The 22,768-nt window shown below is 68.9% G+C and carries 18 protein-coding genes and 1 riboswitch; of the genes, 4 read left to right on the forward strand and 14 right to left on the reverse strand.

Translation table 11 applies throughout. The features are described from left to right. Positions 1–33 precede the first annotated feature (33 nt). The 8 genes from ACFV2O_RS09900 to ACFV2O_RS09935 all read right to left on the reverse strand — a co-directional run bounded on the left by ACFV2O_RS09900 (position 34) and on the right by ACFV2O_RS09935 (position 6,683). Positions 34–1,560: a PstS family phosphate ABC transporter substrate-binding protein gene (locus ACFV2O_RS09900; RefSeq protein ID WP_379251501.1), complete on the reverse strand. Its 1,527-nt coding sequence runs from the start codon at positions 1,558–1,560 to the stop codon at positions 34–36. 103 nt (positions 1,561–1,663) lie between these two features. Then, positions 1,664–2,701, reverse strand: coding sequence for a PHP domain-containing protein (locus ACFV2O_RS09905; protein ID WP_379251502.1), 1,038 nt, complete (start codon positions 2,699–2,701; stop codon positions 1,664–1,666). 28 nt (positions 2,702–2,729) lie between these two features. Further along, a complete protein-coding gene (locus ACFV2O_RS09910; protein ID WP_379251503.1) occupies positions 2,730–3,311 on the reverse strand; it encodes a dihydrofolate reductase family protein in 582 nt (193 codons plus the stop codon). 64 nt (positions 3,312–3,375) lie between these two features. Continuing rightward, positions 3,376–4,236 (reverse strand): bifunctional DNA-formamidopyrimidine glycosylase/DNA-(apurinic or apyrimidinic site) lyase, encoded by an 861-nt coding sequence (gene mutM / locus ACFV2O_RS09915; RefSeq protein WP_379251504.1) that lies wholly within the window; start codon positions 4,234–4,236, stop codon positions 3,376–3,378. Between the two features lies 1 nt (position 4,237). After that, entirely contained in the window at positions 4,238–4,951 is a 714-nt protein-coding gene (gene rnc, locus ACFV2O_RS09920) for a ribonuclease III (protein ID WP_379251505.1), read from the reverse strand. A 22-nt stretch (positions 4,952–4,973) separates the two neighbouring features. After that, the gene (rpmF, locus tag ACFV2O_RS09925; RefSeq protein WP_014987105.1) at positions 4,974–5,156 is read right to left on the reverse strand and encodes a 50S ribosomal protein L32; all 183 of its coding nucleotides are present in this window, start codon (positions 5,154–5,156) and stop codon (positions 4,974–4,976) included. Between the two features lie 53 nt (positions 5,157–5,209). Then, positions 5,210–5,839 carry a DUF177 domain-containing protein gene (locus ACFV2O_RS09930; protein ID WP_356962423.1) on the reverse strand — a complete coding sequence of 210 codons (630 nt, stop codon included), beginning with the start codon at positions 5,837–5,839 and terminating at the stop codon, positions 5,210–5,212. Between the two features lie 97 nt (positions 5,840–5,936). Then, positions 5,937–6,683: a DivIVA domain-containing protein gene (locus ACFV2O_RS09935; protein WP_379251506.1), complete on the reverse strand. Its 747-nt coding sequence runs from the start codon at positions 6,681–6,683 to the stop codon at positions 5,937–5,939. A 381-nt stretch (positions 6,684–7,064) separates the two neighbouring features. Between ACFV2O_RS09935 and ACFV2O_RS09940 the strand changes: the two genes are divergently transcribed. Beyond that, positions 7,065–7,583: a GtrA family protein gene (locus ACFV2O_RS09940; protein WP_379251507.1), complete on the forward strand. Its 519-nt coding sequence runs from the start codon at positions 7,065–7,067 to the stop codon at positions 7,581–7,583. A 274-nt stretch (positions 7,584–7,857) separates the two neighbouring features. Here ACFV2O_RS09940 and coaD read toward each other — a convergent pair whose 3' ends face one another. The 3 genes from coaD to ACFV2O_RS09955 are packed head-to-tail and all read right to left on the reverse strand — an operon-like array spanning position 7,858 to position 12,361. Further along, the gene (coaD, locus tag ACFV2O_RS09945; RefSeq protein ID WP_355069832.1) at positions 7,858–8,343 is read right to left on the reverse strand and encodes a pantetheine-phosphate adenylyltransferase; all 486 of its coding nucleotides are present in this window, start codon (positions 8,341–8,343) and stop codon (positions 7,858–7,860) included. A 53-nt stretch (positions 8,344–8,396) separates the two neighbouring features. Then, entirely contained in the window at positions 8,397–8,960 is a 564-nt protein-coding gene (rsmD, locus tag ACFV2O_RS09950; RefSeq protein ID WP_379251508.1) for a 16S rRNA (guanine(966)-N(2))-methyltransferase RsmD, read from the reverse strand. Further along, positions 8,957–12,361, reverse strand: a complete 3,405-nt coding sequence (locus tag ACFV2O_RS09955) for a pyruvate carboxylase (protein ID WP_379251509.1) — start codon at positions 12,359–12,361, stop codon at positions 8,957–8,959. The genes rsmD and ACFV2O_RS09955 overlap by 4 nt, the downstream gene beginning before the upstream one ends. Positions 12,362–12,921: 560 nt before the next feature. Beyond that, positions 12,922–13,109: riboswitch (cobalamin riboswitch) on the forward strand. Positions 13,110–13,273: 164 nt separating this feature from the next. Between ACFV2O_RS09955 and metE the strand changes: the two genes are divergently transcribed. After that, the gene (gene metE, locus ACFV2O_RS09960; RefSeq protein WP_379251577.1) at positions 13,274–15,544 is read left to right on the forward strand and encodes a 5-methyltetrahydropteroyltriglutamate--homocysteine S-methyltransferase; all 2,271 of its coding nucleotides are present in this window, start codon (positions 13,274–13,276) and stop codon (positions 15,542–15,544) included. Positions 15,545–16,093: 549 nt separating this feature from the next. Beyond that, the gene (locus ACFV2O_RS09965; RefSeq protein WP_379251510.1) at positions 16,094–16,336 is read left to right on the forward strand and encodes a hypothetical protein; all 243 of its coding nucleotides are present in this window, start codon (positions 16,094–16,096) and stop codon (positions 16,334–16,336) included. Between the two features lie 5 nt (positions 16,337–16,341). On the opposite strand, the gene ACFV2O_RS09970 is transcribed toward ACFV2O_RS09965, so the two are convergent. After that, the gene (locus ACFV2O_RS09970) at positions 16,342–16,713 is read right to left on the reverse strand and encodes a nuclear transport factor 2 family protein (RefSeq protein ID WP_379251511.1); all 372 of its coding nucleotides are present in this window, start codon (positions 16,711–16,713) and stop codon (positions 16,342–16,344) included. Between the two features lie 280 nt (positions 16,714–16,993). Between ACFV2O_RS09970 and ACFV2O_RS09975 the strand changes: the two genes are divergently transcribed. Continuing rightward, the gene (locus ACFV2O_RS09975; RefSeq protein WP_379251512.1) at positions 16,994–18,415 is read left to right on the forward strand and encodes a short-chain fatty acyl-CoA regulator family protein; all 1,422 of its coding nucleotides are present in this window, start codon (positions 16,994–16,996) and stop codon (positions 18,413–18,415) included. 230 nt (positions 18,416–18,645) lie between these two features. Here ACFV2O_RS09975 and recG read toward each other — a convergent pair whose 3' ends face one another. Continuing rightward, positions 18,646–20,928, reverse strand: a complete 2,283-nt coding sequence (recG, locus tag ACFV2O_RS09980) for an ATP-dependent DNA helicase RecG (protein ID WP_379251513.1) — start codon at positions 20,926–20,928, stop codon at positions 18,646–18,648. 2 nt (positions 20,929–20,930) lie between these two features. Beyond that, positions 20,931–22,673, reverse strand: coding sequence for a DAK2 domain-containing protein (locus ACFV2O_RS09985; protein ID WP_379251578.1), 1,743 nt, complete (start codon positions 22,671–22,673; stop codon positions 20,931–20,933). Positions 22,674–22,768 lie beyond the last annotated feature (95 nt).

The raw sequence follows: 22,768 nt of genomic DNA on the forward strand, positions 1-22,768 counted from the left end.
TTGTCCGCCGGACCATGGGAACGACGTCCGGGGTCACTGATCCGGCAGGCAGCGACCGGGATCGGGCAGGTCGGCACACGGCGCGTTGCCGTGCGCGCGCAGCACCTCTTTGCCGGTCTGAGCGGTCAGGAAGTGCAGGAAGCTCGCGGCGAGCGACCCACCGGGCAACTCGCCGTTGCTGTAGGCGTACTCGACGCCCCACAAGGGATAGGCGTGCCGCACGGCGGCGTCCCGGCTCGCGCCGACGCCCTCGATCGCGATGGTCGGCAGACTGGCTCCGACGGCCTCGGAGAATTCCGAATAGCCAATGGCCCCTGGTATTTCGGCCACCGCTTTGCGCATGTCGGCGGTGACCTGCACCTCGCACTGCGCGGGCGCGGTGACGACCGTGCCCTTCAACGCCGTGCAGCTCACGTGCGGGCGCTCCGGCTGCGTGCCGCCGAGCAGCCTGCGTTCGAAGATGGTGCGCGTGCCCGAGCCGGGTATGCGGTTGACCAGCACCACCGGCAAGTCCGGACCGCCCACCTCGCGCCAGTTGCCGATCCTGCCCCGGAACAGATCCTGGATCTGGGCGGCGGTGAGGTCGCGGACGCCGACGCCGGGATGCGCGATCATGGTGAACAGCGACAACGCCAGCGGCCGGTGCACCAGTGTCGGATAGCCGCCGCCCTTCGCACCGTCGGTGACGGCGAGCAACCCGGGATTGCCCGCGCCTTCTTCGGCGAGCCGGTCCAGTCCGCGCTCGGATCCTTCGAAGCCGTAGGTGAAATCGGCGCCGACGCAACTCTTCCGATACTGCTCGGCGGCGTCTTCGATCACCTGGGCGAACGCCGAAGACCCGATCACGGTCAGTTTGCCGGAGGCGCACTCCAGCGGCATCGGCGACGGCTCCAGCGCGGACACCACCAACTGGACGACGATCACCAGCACCAAGAAGACCGTGAGCGCGACCATCATCAGGGAAACGCCGGTGCGGCTGCGGGTCTCGGTGATCCGCCCGCCTTTGATGCCGCCGCGCAACGCCGGCGGCGGGTATTCGCCCACGCCCTCCGAACGCTGCAGGATCGCCAGAATCTTGTAGTGATCGCCGGGGGCGAGCGGCACCTTCGGCAGGTCGATCACACCGATGTGCCCGCCGGTGTCCTCGCGCACCGCGATGCCGGAATCGGCGTCGAGGTTGTCGGCCAACGCGGGATCGCTGAGTTCGTTCACCGCCATGCCGATCACGCGGCGCTGCGGAAAACGCAGATGCAGGCCGATCCGCGCGGCTTCCGGCGCTTTGTAGTCGTGGCTGTCGATGGTCGTGATGCCGCTGTTCTCGACGCGCACCAGAACGACCGAGATGTCCTTCAGGTCCGGACTGGCGCCGTCGAGCGAGGGACGCAGTTGCGGGAGCACACCGGGAAACACCGATTCGATCTCACCGGTGACCGGCGTATCCATCTGCACCCGATAGCCAAGGCGCCTGCGGCCGGCGAAGACGAACTCCCACAGGAACGCGCCGATGGGCACCGCGATACCGATGAGCGCGAGTACGATTTCGAGCGGAAAGTCGCCCACCAGTTGATCCCACCCCTAGCGATTCGTGTGACCCTTATTTTGTGCCGCAATAGCCTTCGGACACAGGCGAAGTCGTATTGTTCGATACAAGTTAACCCGGCGGTCACCCTTGCGCGCGAGTCCACGCCAGCAGATCCGCCAGCGGCCAGGTGTTGATCACACGTTCCGCCGCGACGCCGTTCGCGAGCGCGCGCTCGCAACCGTACCCCTGCCAGTCGAGCTGGCCGGGTGCGTGCGCGTCGGTGTCGATCGAGAAGTGACAACCCATCTCGGCGGCCAGGCGCAGCAATCGCGAAGGCGGATCCAGTCGTTCGGGCCTGCTGTTGATCTCCACGGCGGTGCCGTAGGTGCGGCACGCCTCGAACACCACCTCGGCGTCGAACGTCGACTCCGGCCTGGTGCCGCGTCCCCCCGTGACCAGGCGGCCGGTGCAGTGACCGAGCACGTCGACGTTGGGATCGGCGACCGCGTACGCCATGCGCTTGGTCATGGTCGCGCTGTCGTCGCGCAGACGCGAATGCACGCTGGCCACGACCACGTCCAACCGGGCGAGCAGATCCGCCTGCTGATCGAGGGTGCCGTCGTCGAGGATGTCCACCTCGATGCCGGTGAGGATGCGGAACGGCGCCATCCGGTCGTTGAGCTCGGCCACCACGTCCAGCTGCCTGCGCAACCGGTCGGCGGACAGGCCGTTGGCCACGGTCAGGCGCGGGGAATGGTCGGTCAGGGCGCAGTATTCGTGCCCGAGCGCGGCCGCGACTCGCATCATCTCCTCGATCGGGCTGCCGCCGTCGGACCAGTTCGAGTGGGTGTGCAGATCGCCGCGCAGCAGCTCGCGCAACGGCTTGCCCGGCGCCCCGATCGGCTGCGCGGCCGCCCGCAACTCGCTCAGGTACCGCGGCACCACGCCCGCGTACGCCTGTTCGATGACGGCGGCGGTCTTGGGCCCGATGCCGGCCAGCTCGGTCCAAGTGCCTGCCGCCCGGCGCGCCTCGCGCTCGTCGGCGGACAACTCCGCGACGACGTCGGCGGCGCGCCGGTAGGCCTTCACCCGGTGGGTCTCAGCCCGGGAGCGCTCCAGCCAGAAGCCGATCTCCCGCAGCGCCGCCTCCGGACCGGGCGCCGCGGCGGCGTCCGGCATCCCGCTCGATTCCTGACCGGGCACCGGGTCAGTGCACCCGGCTGTATTTGACGAAGGCCACACCGTCCTCGAACACCGTGCTGGTGATCACCCGGAACTTGGCCGGTTCCGGCAGCCGCGACCCGGCGCCGAACAGCGCACGGCCGCTGCCGAGCACGATCGGGTAGAGCTTGAGGAAGATCTGGTCGATCTCCGGCAGCAGCGCCTGCGCCAGTTCCCCGCCGCCGCACAACCAGATACCCAGCCCGCTCTCCCGCTTGAGTGCGCGAACCTTCGCGATCGGGTTCTCCGAGATCAGCTCCACGGCCGCGTCGGGACTCTCGGGCAGGGTTGTCGAGACCACGAATTGCCGCAGATGCGCGTAGGGAGTGGAGGTGCCGGTGCGGACGCCGAAGTCGTGCGTCTTGCGTCCCATCAGCACCGTGTCGAAGTAGCGATTGCGCTCCTCCAACCCGATCGCCTCGCGCACCTTGGTCGGCAGCGTCTCGGGATACTGCGCGTTGATCGAGGGACCGTGGTCGCCGCCGACCGGGAAGAAGTCGACCGAGCCGTCCTCGGTGGCGATGAAACCGTCGATCGTCGACGCGACGTAATAGGTGAGCTTGCGCATGCTTCCCTTCCTCACGGTCGGCTGACATTCCGAACCGCCCTGAGGAAACGGTAGCTCGCCCGCGCTAACGACGACGAGGCTTCGGCTGGCAGCGCGGGCAGGAGTAGGACGAGCGGTTCATGAACCGCTCGCGGATGATCGGCGCACCACACCGGCGACACGGCTCGTGCTCCCGACCGTATACGGCCAGGGAGCGTTCGAAGTAGCCCGACTGGCCGTTGACGTTCACATAGAGTGCGTCGAACGACGTACCGCCCGCGGCGAGCGCTTCGCCCATCACAATGCCGACTTCGGCGAGCAACCCGCGCACCGCGGGTCTGGACAGCCCGGAGGCGGTCCGTCCCCCGTGGATCTCGGCCCGCCACAGCGCCTCGTCGGCGTAGATGTTGCCGATGCCGGAGACCACGCCTTGGTCGAGCAGCACGCGCTTGATCTCACTCTGCTTGCCCCGGATGACGGCGACCACGGATTCGACGTCGAAACGCGGATCCAGCGGATCGCGAGCGATGTGCGCGACCGGCTCGGGCACCAGGGTGCCGTCCACCTCGACGAGCGGCGCGAGCGCCCAGCCACCGAAGGTGCGCTGGTCGACGAAGCGCAGCTGGGTGCCGTCGCCGAAAGTGGCGCGGATGTGGGCGTGCTTCTCCAGCGGCGCTTCCGCGGGCTGGACCAGCATCTGACCGCTCATGCCGAGATGCACGACGAGCGCCGCCTCCGGATCGTCGAAGGTGAGCCAGAGGAATTTGCCGCGCCGCTCGGCCGACTCGACCTTCAGGCCGGTCAGCCGTGCGGCGAGATCGGCGGCGCCTTCGAGATGGCGGCGCACCGAGCGGGGATGGGTGATCGCCACCGATTCGATCATCCGGCCGACCACGTGCTCGGCGAGCCCGCGCCGCACGACCTCGACCTCGGGAAGTTCGGGCACGTCAGGTTTCGGCGGTCAGCGCCTCGTAGGCGGCCCCCGCGGCCTTCTGCTCGGCTTCCTTCTTCGACCGTCCGACGCCCTGCCCGTAGGCCCGGCCGCCGATCACCGTGGTGGCGGTGAATTCCTTGTCGTGGTCCGGCCCGGTCGAGGTGATCTCGTAGCTGGGCACGCCGAGACCACGCTCGGCGGTGAGTTCCTGCAGGCTCGTCTTCCAGTCCAGGCCCGCGCCCATCCGCGGTCCGCGCTCGAGCAGCTCGGCGAACAGCCGCAGCACCACGGCGCGAGCCACCTCGATGCCGTGCTCCAGATGCACGGCGCCGAGCAACGACTCCATACCGTCGGCGAGGATGCTCTCCTTGTCCCGGCCGCCGGTGAGCTCCTCGCCCTTGCCGAGCAGCAGGTGGGCACCGAGCCCGCCCGCACCGAGCCCGCGGGCGACCTCCGCCAGCGCGCGCATGTTCACCACGCTCGCGCGCAGTTTGGCCAGCTCACCCTCGGACTTCGAGGGATGCTCGTGATACAGCCGTTCGGTGATGCTCAGCCCGAGCACGGAGTCGCCGAGGAACTCGAGACGCTCGTTCGTCGGCAGACCGCCGTTCTCGTACGCGTACGACCGATGAGTCAGTGCGAGACGCAGCAGATCCGGCTGCACGTCGACGCCCAACGCGGCGAGCAGGCTCGCGTGTTCACCGGACGAGTCGGGTTCGTCGGTCACGTCGCTACGACAGATCGGACGATCAGACCGCCGCCGTGACCTGGCGGCCCTTGTAGGTGCCGCAGGACGGGCAGGCGATGTGCGGCAGGGTCTTCTCGCCGCAGGCGCGGTTCGGGCAGGTGATCAGGGTCGGCGCGGTGGCCTTCCACTGGCTGCGCCGCGACCTGGTGTTGGAACGGGACATCCGGCGCTTGGGAACGGCCACGACTACTTCTCCTCTGTCTTAATTGCTCTGCCGGTTCGGCTGATCGGTCTTGCTCAGTGGTCTCGGTCGGCCGCACCCTCGTCGGGGCTGCCGCTGCCGGGCGATTCGGAGGCGAATCCGGCCAGTCCGGCCCAGCGAGGGTCAAGTATCTCATGCCGGTGGTCGGATCCCGCAATCGCCATCCGTACGCCGCATTCCGGGCACAGTCCCGCGCAATCCGGGGTGCACAGCGGTTGCAGCGGCAACTCCAGCCCGACGGCGTCGATCACCACCGGTTCCAGATCGATGAGGTCGTCGTCCATGCGATAGATCTCGTCGTCCTCGGTGGTCTGCTCGGTGGTGCTGTCCGGATAGGCGAACAGCTCGGTCAGCCGCAGGGTGACCGCGTCGGTGAACGGCTCCAGGCAGCGCGAGCACTCACCTTCGATCGGCGCCTCGACCGTCCCGGTGACCAGCACTCCCTCGGACACCGCCTGCAACTGCAGATCCAATTCCACCTGCGCACCCACCGGAACGCCGATCAGATCCAGACCGATCCGCTCCTCGGTGGTGACGGTACGGCGCAGTTCGCGCATGGTCCCCGGCCTGCGGCCGAGGCTGCGAGTGTCCAGCACGAAAGCGGCGTCCGGCGACCGGCGCTTGGCCGATCGGGGGCGCGACGCGGAACCGGAACCGGCGGACATCACGGACTCACTCACGATCGAGGGGATACGGGCAACCACTCAACAATACGCGATCACGCGGTCCACGCCCAAACGCGGCCCATCGCGCTCGGGGCCGCTACCTGCGGAATTCCGTGGCGTAGTCGGGTGCGCCCGCCCCGCTGCGCAGTTGATGGCGCCCGCGCCCGACCGTGCGCAGCGTGCTGGTCAGCGTCTCCTCGAAATCGGCGAGCCGGGAGTCGACGTAGTGGTCGCATTCCTCGCGCAGGCGATCCGCCTCGGCGTGCGCGGCGTCGATCACCCTGGCCGATTCGGCGTGCGCGGCCCGCACCACCTCGGTCTGCGTGACCAGCCGCTCCTGCTCGGCGAGCCCGTCGGCGACGGAGCGGTCGTAGGCGGCCTTGCCCGCATCGATCATCCGCTCCGACTCGGCCCGCGCCCGGCCGGTCACCGCCTCGTATTCGGCGTTGCCGTCGGCCACCACCCGATCGGCCGCCTCCTGAGCGGAGGCCACCAGGTGATCGGCGTGCGCGCTCGCCTCGGCGACCATCCGATCGGCATGCGCCTTGGCGTCGGCGAGGATGCGGTCGGCTTCCTCGCGCGCCGCGCCGATGGTGCGCTCGGCCTGCTCGTTCGCCCCGGTCACGGCGGTCTCGGCCGCGATCCTGGCATCGGAGACGATCTTGTCGCGATGGTCGAGCACGTCCTGTGCGTCGTCGAGTTCGCCGGGCAGCGCGTCGCGGACGTCGTCGAGTAATTCCAGCACGTCGCCGCGCGGCACGATGCAACTGCGGGTCGGGGGGATGCCGCGCGCCTCTTCGACGATGGCGACCAGTTCATCGAGCGCTTCGAAAACGCGATACATGCTCACTACCCTCCTGCGGACTCACGGCGAAATCTCCGCCGACGCCCAGTGTGCCCCTCGTCACGGCTCGTGCCGAGTCCCTTTCCGGTGTGTCGTGTCAGTGTCTCGCACGCCACAAAATCAAGTGGAGACCTCCTCTCCGCTTCGTGTTACATTTTCTTGGAAGGTCGACCAAGATCTTCAGCACCTACCGCGTTCCCTGGATCGCGGACAAGGAAGCCGGAGGTAAGGACAACCCGCCGTCGAATGTTGACAGGCGCCGACACGTCAGCGATTGCCGAATATGCGCTACGAACGGAACCTGCCAAGAGTCGACGGGGGAAGCATGCGAGCACTCTCGCCGTTGTCCCTGCCGAGGGCTTGTGTTCGATCGGAAAGACGATGACCTTACTGGAACTGCCGCGACCCGGAGGAGTGAGCGCCACCAGCTTCTTCGTGCCGTGGGCCGGCCCCTATCCGGCACTGCCGAGGACCTCGGTGGCGACCGGGTTCGGCCGGCTCGCCCGGTACCTGCGCGGCGATCGAGCCTTCGCTCAGTTGATCCGTTTCGCGCTGGTCGGCGGCTCCAGCAATATCGCGTACGTCCTGTTGTTCTTCGCCATGCACGGCGTCGGACCGCTGATCGCCAATGTCGTGGGCTCGATCGTCAGCACCGTGATCGCCAACGAGCTGCACCGTCAGCTCACCTTCCACGCCGCGGAACGGGTCGGCTGGTTCACCGCGCAATGGGAAGGCGGCGGGCTCGCGTTGGTCGGACTCGGCGTCACCACCGCGGGGCTGGCCGCCCTGGGTCTGTGGGCTCCCGGACTCGGGGACACCGCTCAGGCCGTCGCGATCCTGGCGATCACCGCTGTGGTCGGCGGCATGCGCTTCCTGGCCCTACGCGGCCTGGTGTTCTAGGCTGCCCGCCCGCCTCGCTGCCCGCCTCTCCGAGTATTCAGGCCGTACCAGTAAGTGGGACGCGGGTTGCGTTAAGGTCTTGCGTCGACAGCCGCTGGAGTTCTGGGCGTTCCCCGGGAGTTACCCATGTTCTCGCGTGATCAGTGGCTGCTTGGTCGGCAGGTATGAAGGCTCCGTGGCTTTCCCGTAGAGGGTCCGTTGTTCGCCACCGCATCAGCGTTCTAGCGGGTGTGCGATCAAGGCGAGATCACCTGCGGATTCGCGGCCCGGTTGGTCAGTTCTTGCGTTCGGCCAGGCGGTCGAGGAGGCGCTTGTGTACCGAGGGGGGCAGCATGTCGGCGACGTCGCCGCCGTAGGCGGCGACCTCCTTGACCAGTGAGCTGGACAGGAAGCTGAACGACGGGTTGGTGGCTATGAAGAAGGTGTCCACGCCGGAGAGCTTCTTGTTCATCTGCGCCATCTGCAGTTCGTAGCCGAAGTCGCCCGCGTCGCGCAGGCCCTTCACGATGGCGGTGATGCCCTGCTCGCGGGCGAAGTCCACCAGCAGCCCCTGCCACGACTCCACCCGGACGTTGCCCAGGTGCGCGGTCGACTCGCGCAGCATCTCGATGCGCTCGTCGACGGTGAACATGCCCTGCTTGTTCGGGTTGATCATGACGGTGATGACGACCTCGTCGAACTGGGCCGCCGCCCGGGTGAAAACGTCGAGGTGTCCGTAGGTCACGGGGTCGAACGACCCGGGGCACAGTGCTCCTGCCATGAGGCGACGCTAGCAGGACGCACGCGGCCGGGCACGGGTGGCCGCACGCGCGCCTATTCGCCCGGATCGAACTCCGCCAGCTCGATGCGGGTTTCGCCGTACCGGCGCGACTTGGCCGGGACGAAGCCTGCGGGCCAGGCGGTTTCGGGGGAACGCGCCGAACGCTCCAGCACGACCACCGCCCCTGGGCGCAGCCAACCGCGCTCGGCCAGCGCGCTCAGGTCGGCCAGCACCGCGGCGTTGTCCACCGCGTACGGCGGGTCCGAGAAGACCACGTCGAAGCCGCCCGCCCCGCCCAGTTGCAGCACACTGGCCACCGTCGCGACCCGCAATTCGGCACCGGGCAGCCCGAGGTCGGCGATATTGCCGCGAACAACGGCCGCCGCCTTCCGGTCGGATTCGACGAGCAAAGCGTGCTCGGCGCCGCGCGACAGCGCCTCCAGCCCGAGCGCGCCGGAACCCGCGTACAAGTCGAGGACGCGCGCGCCGGCGAAGTCCAACCGGGCGTCCAACGCGCTGAACAGCGCCTCCCGGACGCGATCGGAGGTCGGGCGGGTGCCGGACGGCGGCACCCGGAGGCGCCGCCCGCCCGCCGCGCCCGCGACGATCCTCGTCATCCGGCGGACGACTCCCGCACCGCCAGTTCGATGAGCAGGTCACCGCCCTCGACCTGCTGCACGGAGCCGATGGCGACGCGGCCGACGATGCCCGCGCGTGGCGCGGTGATCGCGGCTTCCATCTTCATGGCCTCGATGGTGCCGATGGTGTCGCCCGCCGCGACCGAATCGCCTTCGGACACCGCGAGAGTGACGACACCGGCGAACGGCGCCGCGACGTGGCCGGGGTTGGCCTTGTCGGCTTTCTCCGCCGCGGGGATCTCGCTGGCGATCGACCGGTCACGCACCGAGACCGGCCGCAGCTGCCCGTTCAAGATGCACATCACCGTGCGCATACCGCGCTCGTCGGGCTCGGAGATCGCTTCGAGGCCGATGAGCAGGGTTACGCCCTTCTCCAACTGCACCCGGTGTTCCTCGCCGCGGCGCAGCCCGTAGAAGAACTGGTTGGCCGACAACCCGGAGGTATCGCCGTACTTCTCCCGGTGGGCGAGGAATTCGGCGGTCGGGCCGGGGAACAGCAATCGGTTCAACGTCGCCCGACGCTCCTCGGAGCTGCCGGACAGGCCCTTCTCGTCCGCGGGCGTCAACGGTGTCTCGGGCTTGGCCGCGCCGCGCCCGGCCAGAGCCTTGGTGCGGAACGGTTCGGGCCAGCCGCCGGCGGGTGTGCCGAGCTCCCCGCGCAGGAAACCGATCACCGAATCCGGGATGTCGTAGCGGCCCGGGTCGGAGGCGAAATCCTCGACCTCGACACCGGTGCCGACCAACGCCAGCGCCAGGTCACCGACGACCTTCGAGGACGGGGTGACCTTCACCAAGCGGCCGAGCAGCCGGTCGGCGGCGGCGTACTTCGCCTCCACCTCCTCGAACCTGTCACCCAACCCGAGCGCGATGGCCTGCTGACGCAGGTTCGACAACTGCCCGCCGGGGATCTCGTGGGTGTAGACGCGACCGGTGGGTGCGGGCAGCCCGGACTCGAACGGGGCGTACACCTTCCGCAGCGCCTCCCAGTACGGTTCCAGGTCGCACACGTTCTGCAGGTTCAACCCGGTGTCGTACTCGCTGTGCGCCGCCGCGGCGACGATCGCCGAGAGCGCGGGCTGGCTGGTGGTGCCCGCCATCGCGGCGCTCGCCCCGTCCACGGCGTCGGCGCCGGCCTGCCACGCGGCCAGATAAGTGGCCAGCTGCCCGCCCGGGGTGTCGTGGGTGTGCACGTGCACCGGCAGATCGAAATTGCTGCGCAACGCGGTGACCAGTGTGGTTGCGGCCGGGGCGCGCAGCAGACCCGCCATGTCCTTGATCGCGAGCACGTGCGCGCCCGCGTCGACGATCTGCTCGGCCAGCTTCAGGTAGTAGTCCAGGGTGTAGAGCGACTCGTCCGGATTCGACAGATCCCCGGTGTAGCTGATCGCGACCTCCGCGATCGCGGTACCGGTCTCGCGGACCGCATCGATGGCCGGACGCATCTGGTCGACATTGTTGAGCGCGTCGAAGATACGGAAGATGTCGATACCCGTGGCGGTCGCCTCCGAGACGAACGCGCGGGTCACCGCCTCCGGATACGGGGTGTAGCCGACGGTGTTGCGGCCGCGCAGCAGCATCTGCAGGCAGATGTTCGGGATCGCCTCGCGCAACGCCGCCAGCCGCTCCCACGGGTCCTCGTACAGGAACCGCAGCCCCACGTCGTAGGTCGCTCCGCCCCACGCCTCGATCGACAGCAACTCCGGAGTCAATCGCGCCACATGCCCCGCCACGCCCAGCAGACCGTTGGTGCGCACCCGGGTGGCCAGCAGCGATTGGTGCGCGTCGCGGAAGGTGGTGTCGGTGACGCCGACCGCCTTCTGCTCACGCAACGCCCGCGCGAAACCCTCCGGACCCAGCCGCAGCAGCCGCTGCCGCGAGCCGTCCGGCGGCGGCACGCTCAGATCGATCGCGGGCAACTTGTCGTGCGGGTACACCGTGGTCGGCCGATCGCCGTGCGGCTTGTTCACCGTGACGTCGGCCAGGTAGTCGAGGATCTTGGTGCCGCGGTCAGCGGACCGGCGCAGGGTCAGCAGCTGCGGACGCTCGTCGATGAACGAGGTGGTGACCCGGCCCGCCTTGAAGTCCGGATCGTCCAGCACCGCCAGCAGGAAGGGAATGTTCGTGGCGACGCCGCGAATCCGGAACTCCGCCAGCGCCCGGCTCGCCCGCGCCACCGCCGTACCGAAGTCACGGCCCCGGCAGGTGAGCTTGACCAGCATGGAGTCGAAGTAGGCGCCGATCTCGGCGCCCAGGTTCGCGCCGCCATCGAGGCGGATGCCCGCGCCGCCGGGTGTGCGGTAGGCGGTGATCCGGCCGGTGTCGGGACGGAATCCGTTGGCCGGGTCCTCGGTGGTGATCCGGCATTGCAAAGCCGCGCCCCGGATGGTCACGGCGTCCTGGCTGAGACCCAGTTGCTCGAGCGTCTCCCCCGCCGCGATGCGCAGCTGCGACTGCACCAGGTCCACGTCGGTGATCTCCTCAGTCACCGTGTGCTCCACCTGGATGCGCGGGTTCATCTCGATGAAGACGTGGTTGCCGCGCTCGTCGAGCAGGAACTCCACGGTGCCCGCGCACGAGTAGCCGATCTGCCGGGCGAAGGCGACCGCGTCGGCGCAGATCCGTTCCCGCAGTGCGGGGTCCAGATTGGGTGCCGGTGCCAGCTCGATCACCTTCTGGTGGCGGCGCTGCACCGAGCAGTCCCGCTCGAACAGGTGCATCACGTTCCCGTGCTGATCAGCGAGGATCTGCACCTCGATGTGGCGGGGGTTCACCACCGCCTGTTCCAGGAACACCGTCGGGTCGCCGAAGGCCGACTCCGCCTCCCTGGAGGCCGCCTCGATCGACTCGCGCAGCTGTTCGGGCGCGGCGACCCGGCGCATCCCGCGCCCTCCGCCGCCGGCCACCGCCTTCACGAAGATGGGGTATTCCAGCTCCCGTGCCGCGGCCAGCAACTCCTCCACGTCCGACGACGGTGCGCTCGAACGCAACACCGGCAGCCCGGCAGCTTTGGCCGCCGCGATCGCCCGCGCCTTGTTACCCGCCAGTTCGAGCACCTCGGCCGACGGTCCGATGAAGGTGATGCCCTCGCGGGCGCACGCCGCCGCCAGATCCGGGTTCTCCGACAAGAACCCGTACCCCGGGTAGATCGCGTCCGCGCCCGCCGACTTGGCCGCCTCGATGATCGCCTCGATCGACAGGTAGGCCCGCACCGGATGACCGGGCTCGCCGATCTGGTACGACTCCGCCGCCTTCAACCGATGGACCGAATTACGGTCCTCGTAGGGAAACACGGCGACCGTCCCGATGCCGAGTTCGTAGGCCGCACGGAAGGCGCGGATGGCGATCTCGCCGCGGTTGGCAACCAAGACTTTCGAGAACATTGACCCAAGGTACCCGGCCGCGTGAACCGCACCGACATGGAATCCCCCTTCGCAAACCTTTTCACAAGACCGACTAGCACGGTTGCGAAGTTGCGTTCACAGCCCCGACACATGAGCGGTGCGGCAGCAACCGGTGTGCTGTCCCGAGGCCGGGTTCGGTTCGGGTCCGGCGGCGGAGGCCGCCGAGCAGCCGTCCCAGTGGTCGATCCCGGCATCGAGCCGCGCTCGCCTGGCACGAGTTCGCGACCTCGGACCAGGCGAACTACGCATACGACGAGTGCGGAAAGGTGAATCCCGGGTGACCGGGCGGTCTGGTAGCCGGTCGAGAGCAGATCCGGGTCCGCATGGGCGGCCCGGCCGATAGCCGGAACGGAAGCAGGTGCCGAATCGGTACGCGATGAGCGGTGCGGGCAAATGCCGGTGTGCGATCCCTCGCGGTGCGCTCGCTCGGCCGCGTCCTATGCTGAGTGGGCAGCTGGTTCACCGCAGCACGACGAGATGGAGCCCCGACGTCGCGCCACGGAGTCGAGCCCGCCCGTGCGGCGACGTCACGGCGGGTGAGAGGGAACCCGGTGGGAATCCGGGACTGTCCCGCAGCGGTATGCAGGAACGACCGCCGTCACCAGGCACTGAGTTCAGCGATCCGGAAGGTTCGGCGACTTGGGAAGCGACGGCCAGTAGGTCGGCCATCGGGAGCACTCCGGCATATGTCGGCCCGCACGGCCGGTGCCCGCGAGTCCGAAGACCTGCCAGCCGTGCCGGGTACGCCGTACCCGGCGGCCACCGCCTCGTGGACTGGGCGTGCGGATCACCAGCTGACGTGTCGGGCTCCGCCGGGAACATCACCGGCATGTCACCGGGTTCTCCGCCTGCCCGTATGGCGATGGCTTTCGTCCTCAGCAATGGAGAAACATCGTGACTGTTGCACAGCAAAAGCCGTTTACCGCGACGGTTCTCGGGCTTCCACGAGTGGGGCCGCGGCGCGAACTGAAGCGGGCCACCGAAGCCTATTGGGCGGGCAAGATCGACGCCGACCAGTTGCACGCCGTGGCGCGCGACCTCCGGCACGCCCAATTCGCCGAATTACGGGCCGCGGGCCTGGACTCCGTTCCGATCGGCACGTTCTCCTACTACGACCAGATGCTCGACACCGCCGAGTTGCTGGGCGCGCTGCCGCCCCGGGTCGCCGGGATCGCGGACCCGCTGGAACGGTATTTCGCCGCCGCGCGCGGCACCGACACGGTCGAGCCCTTGGAGATGACCAAGTGGTTCGACACCAACTACCACTACCTGGTGCCGGAAATCGAGCCGGAGACCGCCTTCTCGCTGCACCCGGAGAAGCTGCTCGCGGAACTGCGGGAAGCACTGGAGCTCGGGGTGCCCGCGCGGCCGGTGGTGATCGGGCCGATCACCTTCCTCAAACTGGCGAAGGCGACCGGCGGCTCGGCGCTCGCCCGGCTGATCGAGCTGCTGCCGCTGTATCGGGAACTGCTGCGCAGGCTCGCCGTCGCCGGTGCCGGATGGGTGCAGATCGACGAGCCGGTGCTGGTCACCGACCTCACGGCGGAGGAAATCGACCTGGTGCAGGTCACCTACGAGGAACTCGCCGACGCCGCCGAGCGCCCGGCGATCCTCGTCGCGACCTACTTCGGGCGACCGGATGCGGCGCTGACGGCGCTGGCGAACACCGGAATAGAGGGGGTCGCCCTCGATTTCACGGCCGGAGCCGACGTCGCCGCGGTGGCCGCCGTGCCCGCGCTGACCGGCAAACTGCTCGTCGCGGGGATCGTCGACGGCCGCAATGTGTGGCGCACCGATCTGGACCGCGCCATGGCCACCCTCGGCACGTTGCTGGGATCCGCTGCGCACGTGGCGGTTTCGAGTTCCTGCTCGCTGCTGCACGTGCCGTACACGCTGGCCGCGGAAACCGGGTTGGACGAGCGGCTGCGGTCCTGGCTGGCGTTCGGTGCGGAGAAGGTGGCCGAGGTGCGCCTGCTCGCCACCGGGCTGAGCCAGGGCACGGAGGGGATCGCCGCCGAGTTGGCCGAGGTGCGGGCGGCGCTGGCGTCGCGGTGGTCGGATCCGCGGCTGAACGATCCGCGCGTGCGAGCCGCGCTCGCCGCGCTCGGGCCCGACGCCGACCGCCGCGCGCCCGCCGAACAACGCCGGGAACTGCAACGGGATCGTCTGCGGTTGCCCGCGCTGCCGACCACGACGATCGGTTCCTACCCGCAGACCTCGGCCATCCGGCTGGCGCGCGCCGCGCTGCGCAAGGGCGAGATCGATCGGGCGGAGTACGTACGCCGGATGCGGGCCGAAATCGCGGATGTCATCGCGCTCCAGGAGGAGCTGGGGTTGGACGTGCTGGTGCACGGCGAGCCGGAACGCAACGACATGGTGCAGTACTTCGCCGAGCAACTCGACGGGTTCGCGGCGACCGAGCAAGGTTGGGTGCAGTCCTATGGGACGCGCTGCGTGCGGCCGCCGATCCTGTTCGGGGACGTCGCGCGGCGGGAGCCGATGACCGTCGAGTGGATCGGCTACGCGCAGTCGCTCACCGACAAGCCGGTGAAGGGCATGCTGACCGGCCCGGTGACCATTCTGGCGTGGTCGTTCGTCCGCGACGACCAGCCGTTGGGCGAGTCCGCCCGCCAGGTGGCGCTGGCGATCCGGGAGGAGACCGTGGATCTGGAGTCGGCGGGCATCAGGATCATCCAGGTCGACGAGCCCGCCTTGCGGGAACTGCTTCCGCTGCGCGCGGCCGATCAGCCCGGGTATCTGGAATGGTCGGTGCGGTCGTTCCGGCTCGCGACCTCCGGGGTGTCCGACGCGACGCAGATCCACACGCATCTGTGCTACTCGGAGTTCGGCGAGGTGATCGACGCGATCGCCGGACTGGACGCCGATGTCACGTCCATAGAGGCGGCGCGCTCACACATGGAGGTGCTCGACGACCTCAACGCGGCGGGATTCGACCTCGGCGTCGGCCCCGGCGTGTACGACATCCACTCTCCACGGGTGCCCAGCGTTGACGAGATCACCACATCGCTGCGCGCGGCATTGAAAGCCGTTCCAGCCGAGCGTCTTTGGGTGAATCCCGACTGCGGATTGAAGACCAGGGGACGCACCGAGGTGGAAGCCTCGCTCCGCAACATGGTCGCGGCAGCGTCGGCCGTGCGGTAACCCCACCCGCAGATCGCCGATCCGGTGCCCCCTTCACCTGCTGAATGGGGCACCGGATCAACCACGGCCTCAGCCGGATTCGGGTTCCGGCCGAGGCGGCTGCCGCCGCCGTAGGGTGTACCGGTCACACGGTTCTTCCCGCCGCGTGACCGGCAACTCCCGCGCCCGCGCCCGCATCCCTCGCCGCCACGCCGTATGACACCCGGAACAACGCTCCATCGGCTACCCCTCCTCACTAGTCGACTACGACACCGTCTTTCCCCTCTTGCTTACTTTCGACGCACCGATGGCCGGTTCGGTTCCATACGATACGAAAGTTCACTTCTTAGATCCGAATGTCCTTGCGCCCATGTAGCTTTCATTCCGACACAGCAGCACGAAGCGCTCGTCCTCTCCACACTCGCACACGCGGACGGACCGGAGACCGATCGTGTGTTCGAGGCACTTCTCGCCGGATTGCAGAGCACGGATGACGAGCGGGCGAAAATGTACTATGACCTTGTTGTCGCGGCCCTGTCGAAGACGGCCCGGCATCGACTGGAGGAACTCATGACGTCGACCTTCAAGTACGAGTACCAGAGCGACTTCGCCCGCAAGTACGTCGCGCAAGGCCGCGACGAAGGACGGACCGAAGAAGCGGTGCGGGCCCTTCTCCTTGTGCTGGAAGCGCGCGGGATCGTCATCGGGCAGAAGACGCGAGCCGAGATCACCGGGTGCACCGATCTCGACCGGCTCGAATCCTGGACGCGCAAGGCCGCCACAGCGGAATCCGAGAACGATCTGTTCGGCTGAGGCCCTTACAGTCCGAAGGCGCGGTTGATGGCGGCCATGTCGAAGTAGTCACGCCACGTGGTGATGGCGCCGTCGGCGACTTCGAAGAAACCCATGACCGGGAGCGGAGTCTCGCGTCCGGCGGAGCGGAGGGTGTCGGTGCGCTCGTTCATCACCACGTTGCCGGAGGCGATCTGGTGGTGGATGTCGAAATCGATGGCGTCGAAGGTGGTCAGGAAACCCGCGATGAAGTCGCGAATGGCGGCGCGGCCGACGATGGGCTCCATCGGGATGTTGTGGTAGACGGCGTCCTCGGCGAAGTACGCGCTGATCCGATGCGGATCAGGGTCGGACCAGCTTCGGCACATCGCACGCACGAGCTCGTCGGGATCGGGCATTCGTCTGCTCACTTCCTGGGGCCGGGGCGGGGATTGGAACCCCTCGATTCAACCAAGCAATTGCTCGGCAGGGAAGGTCGTCAGCGACTTCCGGGTCGGTTTCGTTCCAGCCCGCGGGCAACGGCGAATTTCACGCGTTCACAACGACACGGTGGCAAACCTCTCTTCGCACGCTACACAGATCGAATACATTGCTGGACACCTCGCAAAAGCACATCTTTGTGGGTAATAGCGCGCGTTATTGCGATGATTGCGAATAATCACAGCTACCATCGTGCACGTGCGCAAGATGTATGCGGGCGCCCGGCTTCGGCGGTTGCGTGAAGAGCGGAGAATGACTCAGGCGGCTCTGGCGAAATCGCTGGATCTGTCGCCGAGCTACCTCAATCAGCTCGAGCGCGACCAGCGCCCACTCACCATTCCCGTACTGCTGAAATTGAATTCCACCTTCGACCTGGACGTCCAGTTCTTCGCCGCCGATTCCGACGCGCGGCTCGTATCGGATCTACACGAAGTGCTGGTCGACGCCGCGGGCGGACACGCAGCGCCGCTGACCGAGGTGGAGGAGCTGGCGACCCGCCAACCGGAAGTCGCCAGGATCGTCGTCGCCATGCATCGCCGCCTACGCGCCGCCACCGATCAGCTCGACCTGCTGTCCGCGCGGGTGTCCGCGCCCGCGGGCGCGCCCGGGGTGCCCATGCCCTACGAGGACGTACGCGACTTCTTCTACGACCACCACAATCACATTCCGCAACTCGACATCGCCGCCGAGCAACTGTTCGAGAATTCCGGGCTGACCATCGGCTCGCTCGATCGCCAGCTCGCCCGCATCGCCGAGGAACGCGCCGGCGTCACCGTTCTGGTGCGCGGCGACGGCGCCGACCCCACCGTCCCCAAACGCCACTACGACACCGAGACCCGCACGCTCACGCTCGCTCGCCGATTGCGGCCGGGCCAGCGCGCCTTTCAGATCGCCACCACGCTCGGCCTCCTGCTGTACGGGGCCGAGCTGGATGCCGTGCTGGCCGAGAGCCCGTCGCTCAGCGGCGAATCCCGCACGCTGGCGCGGATCGGGCTGGCCAATTACTTCGCGGGCGCGCTGGTGCTGCCCTACAGCCGGTTCCTGCGCTCGGCCGAGGAACTCCGCTACGACATCGACCTGCTCGGCCTGCGTTTCGAGGTCGGGTTCGAGACCGTCTGCCATCGGCTCAGCACCCTGCAACGGCAGGGCCAGCGTGGCGTTCCGTTCTTCTTCGTCCGCACCGACCGGGCGGGCAACATCTCCAAACGTCAGTCCGCGACCGCTTTCCACTTCTCCCGGGTCGGTGGCAGTTGTCCGCTCTGGGTGGTGCACGAGGCCTTCTCCCATCCCGGCCGGATACTGACCCAAGTGGCCGAGATGCCCGACGGCCGCCGGTATCTATGGATCGCGCGCACCGCGGCGATCGCCCCACACGGGTTCGGCACCGCGGCGAAGAACTTCGCCGTCGGCCTCGGCTGCGATATCGAATACGCCGACCGCTTGGTGTACTCGGCCGGGTTGCAGCTGGACGACCCGGCGGCCTCGGTCCCGATCGGCGCGGGCTGCAAAGTGTGCGAGCGTCCCGCATGTCCGCAGCGCGCCTTCCCGCACATAGGCAGCCCGTTGGCGGTCGCCGAACACACCAGCACCGACCTGCCCTACCCGCGGCTCGGGCGCTGACGACATCCCTTCCGGCGAGCTCGTGCGGGTCGGCCCGGCGCGGATCGCCCGGAGTCGCTGCGTCGATCTCGAGCACGACCACCGTGAACGGCGCGCCCGCCGAGGAGATCAGTGCGGCCGGGTCACCGTTCAGCACCGATCTTTCGGCCGCCACTGTGCGCGAACGGCGACGTGGCCGCCGCACGTGCGCGCCCGGAGTCCGACGTGTCCCGTCCACACCGCCGGTGCGATCAAGACTTGGCCAGATACTCCAGCCGCTCGGAGTCCACCGCCGCGTGCATCATCCCCGCCAGCCCGGGATGCCCGCGCAGCCCCGGGTCGGACGCCACCACCGCGCGGGCGAACTCCTGCGCCGCGGTGATCACCTCGAGATCGTCCAGCAGTGACAGCAGGCGCAGCGAGCGGGCGGTGCCGGATTGGGCAGCGCCCAGCACGTCGCCCTCGCGCCGGGTCCGCAGGTCGAGCACCGCGAGTTCGAAGCCGTCGGTGGTGGCGGCGACCGCGTCCAGGCGCGCCATGGCCGACCCGCCCGGCGCGGCATCCGTGATCAGCAGGCACAAACCGGGGTGCTCGCCCCGCCCGATCCGGCCGCGCAGCTGATGCAATTGGCTGACGCCGAACCGGTCGGCGTCGACGATCACCATCACCGTCGCGTTGGGCACGTCCACACCGACCTCGACGACGGTGGTGCACACCAGAACGTCCACCGATCCGTCGTTGAACGCCCGCATCACCTGGTCTTTTTCGTCGGCGGGCAGTCTGCCGTGCAGCAAGCCGACCCGCACGCCGGACAGCGGGCCCGCGCGCAGCGTCTCGAACACGTCCAGCACGGCCTGGGTGGTCGGGCCGTCCTTCTCCCCGTCGCCGTTCTTCGCCCGCCCGTTGCGGGATTTGCCCGCGGCCTCCTCGTCGTCGCCGATGCGCGAACACACCACGTACGCCTGGCGCCCGGCGGCGACCTCCTCCACGATCCGCTCCCAGGCGCGATCCACCCAGTTCGGGTGCTGCCTGCGCGGCACCACCCTGGAGACGATCGGCGAGCGGCCTCTCGGCAGTTCGGTCAGCGTGGAGGTCTCCAGATCGCCGAGCGTGGTCATGGCGATGGTGCGCGGGATCGGGGTCGCGGTCATCACCAGCAGATGCGGACTGGCGCCCGCTTTCGCCTTGGCGCGCAGGGCATCTCGCTGCTCGACACCGAAGCGATGCTGCTCGTCGACCACCACCATGCCGAGGTCGAAGAACTCGACGCTGTCCTGGATCAGCGCGTGCGTGCCGATCACGATGCCCGCCTCACCGGTCACCGCTTCCAGCAACGCCGCCTTCTTGGCCGACGCCGACATCGACCCGGTCACCAGCACCACTCGGGTGGCGTGGTCGGCCGCGCCCAGCTCGCCCGCGGCGCCCAGGTCACCGAGCATGCCGCGCAGCGACCGATAGTGCTGCGCGGCGAGCACCTCCGTCGGGGCGAGCAGCGCGCACTGCAGTCCCGCGTCCACCACCTGCAACATGGCGTGCAGGGCGACGATCGTCTTGCCGGAGCCCACCTCGCCTTGCAGCAACCGGTGCATCGGCTGTTCACGGGCCAGGTCGGCGGAGATCTCCGCGACGACCTGCTGCTGCCCCGCGGTGAGTTCGAACGGAAGTCGCTGCTCGAACGCCGCGGCGATACCGTCCGGCCGCGGAGCACAAGCGCGCGCCCTGCGCCCGGACACCTCGTGCCTGCGCTCGGCCAAGACCAATTGCAAGGCCAGCGCCTCGTCGAAACGCAGCCGGTCCTTGGCTCGATCGATGTCGTCCTTGCGTTCGGGCAGGTGGATCAGGCGCAGCGCGTCGGACAGGTTCGGCAGCGCGCGTTCGGCGCGCACGTCTTCCGGTACGGGATCGTCGAGGGGATCGAGCTGGTCGAGCACCTGACGCACGCAGGCGAGCACGTCCCAGCTCTGTACCTTCGCGGTCGCCGGGTAGACCGGGATGAACTCGCGTTCCATGAACGAGGTGTCCACTCCCCCCGCGCCTTTCGCGCTCTCCGCGAGGCCGCGCAGGTCTCCGCCGCCGCGCACCCTGGTCAGCGCGCCGACCGAATCGTCATCGCCCTCGGTTTCCGGCAGGATCAAGTAGCCGGGATGGCTGAGGTTCCACTGGCCGGGACGCCAGTAGTTCACCGTGCCCGACATCATCGCGCGCAGCCCTTCGCGGACCACGTACTTCACCTTGTCGCCGTTGAAGAAGGTGACGTCCACGCCGCGACCGGAGCCGGTGTCGAGCACCACCTTCAGCAGGGAACCGCGGCGGTTGCGCATCGGCCGCAGCTCGGCCTTCGTGATCCGGCCGATGACGGTGATGTGCGAACCGTCTTCCGGCGCTTCCTCGGTGAGCGGCTGCCCCTGCGTCGCGTATCGCAGGGGGTAGTGCCGCAGCAGATCCTCGACGGTCCGCATGTCGAAAGCGTCCGCGAGCGAGTCCGCTGCCTTCGCGCCGAGGATGTGGTCGAGCCGATCACTCAGTGCCGCCATGCCTACTCCACTCCGATCTGCACCGAATCGCCCTGCTGCCCACCGGAATACACGATCACCTCGACGCCGGGAAAATTCTGCGCGATATGCGCCGCCAGTTCGTCGCCGAGGCCCTCCGGCGCCGCCGCGCCCATCAGCAGGGTGACCAGCTCGCCGCCGAAGGCGAGCAGCCGGTCCAGCAGCGTCCGCCCGGCGGCGCGCACATCGCGCTCGATCACGACGACGTCGTGCCCGGCCAGACCGAGCCCATCGCCCGGTTCGCAAGTGCCGACCATGGTGAGCGCGCGCTCGGTCGCCGCGCGCAGCGATCCCCAGCGCGTGGTGGCGGCCGCCTCGGACATGGCGAAGGCGTCGTCCACCGCGATCCGCCCGCGGTCGTGCACGGCCAAGGCCGCCAGTCCTTGCACCATCGACGCGCTCGGCAACAGCAGCACGTCCCGGTGGGCGTCACGCGCGGCGACACCGACGGCGACCAATTCGTGCGCAGGCAGCGCGCCGTTGGGCAGCACCAGTACCTCTCGGTTCGGCATATGCCGGATCGCGGCCAGCAGAGTGGCCGCGGTGACGGGCTCGCCTGCCAGCACCACCGCGCCCGCGTCCTCGAACAGCGTCGCCGCGCCCGCACCCGCGACCACCGCCAGAATCCCGCGATCGGCCGGAGCTACGCTCGCGCCGAGCGCACCGGCCACCACCTGGGTCGAATCGGCGGGCGGAACCGATCCCGCGATGCCTTCGCCTCGGGCAGGCCCGGTCCGGGACGCATCGCCATCGGACAGTTCGCCGGGGTTCGCGCGCGTGGCGCGATCAGCCGCGCCGAGGCCGCTCGACACGTCGAATATGTCCGCGTGCGAAGCGAAAGCGACGTTCTCGACGCGGATCCGGCTGAGCATGCCCGCCGCGATGCCCGCTTCCACCGCCGCACCCGCATCGGCGCAGTGCACGTGCGCCGACCAGGATCCGCTTCCGTCGCCGACGACGACGACCGAGTCGCCGAGTTCGCCGAGACGGGCGCGCAACGCGGCCACTTTCCGCTCGTCGGAGTCGGCCAGCAAATACATCACCTCGTACTGCGGTTCGGCCTCGCCGGCGGGCGCCGAACGGTCGGCCGCCGCGGGCCGCGGGTACTCCGGCCGCGTCGGCGCCTCGCCTCGGGTCACGGCGACCAAGCTGTCCAGCAGCACGACCAACCCTCGGGCTCCCGCGTCGACGACACCGGCCCGACGCAGCACGCCCAATTGGAACGGGGTGTCGCCGAGCGCTTTGGCCGCGCCGTCGGCCGCCGCGAGTGCCACATCCGCCAATTCCTGGTCGGGGCATGCCGCGGCCGCCGCGGTCGCGCAGTCCAGCACGGTGAGGATCGTCCCTTCGATCGGCACGCTCAGTGCCTCACGGACCAGTTCGGAGGCCCTGGCCAGCGCGGCGCGCAGGCTGTCGGCCGTGAACGGACCGCCGTGCACCGTGTCCGCGACGCCGCGCAGTACCTGCGACAGGATGATCCCGGAATTGCCGCGGGCGCCGACCGTCGCGCCGTGCGCCATCGCGACGGCGACGGCACGGGCGGCGCTCCCGTCCGCGCGCGCGACGGCCTCCCCCGCCTCCACCGCGGCACGCATCGTGGCCAGCAGATTGGTGCCGGTATCCGCGTCCGGGACAGGGAACACATTGAGCGCGTTGATCTCCTCGCGCCGATGCTCCAGGCCGGCGAGACAGGTACGGCCCCAGCGCAGCAATGCCGTGCCGTCCATCACGTCTCGCGCTCCGGACACCGTCACCTCACTCCCTTCCGCCACCTGCGCACCACCACCGCCCGCCAGGTTAGCGGGCGGTCCCGACAGGCGAC

It is taken from the genome of Nocardia sp. NPDC059691 (assembly GCF_042733915.1).
GTDB lineage: Bacteria > Actinomycetota > Actinomycetes > Mycobacteriales > Mycobacteriaceae > Nocardia > Nocardia sichangensis.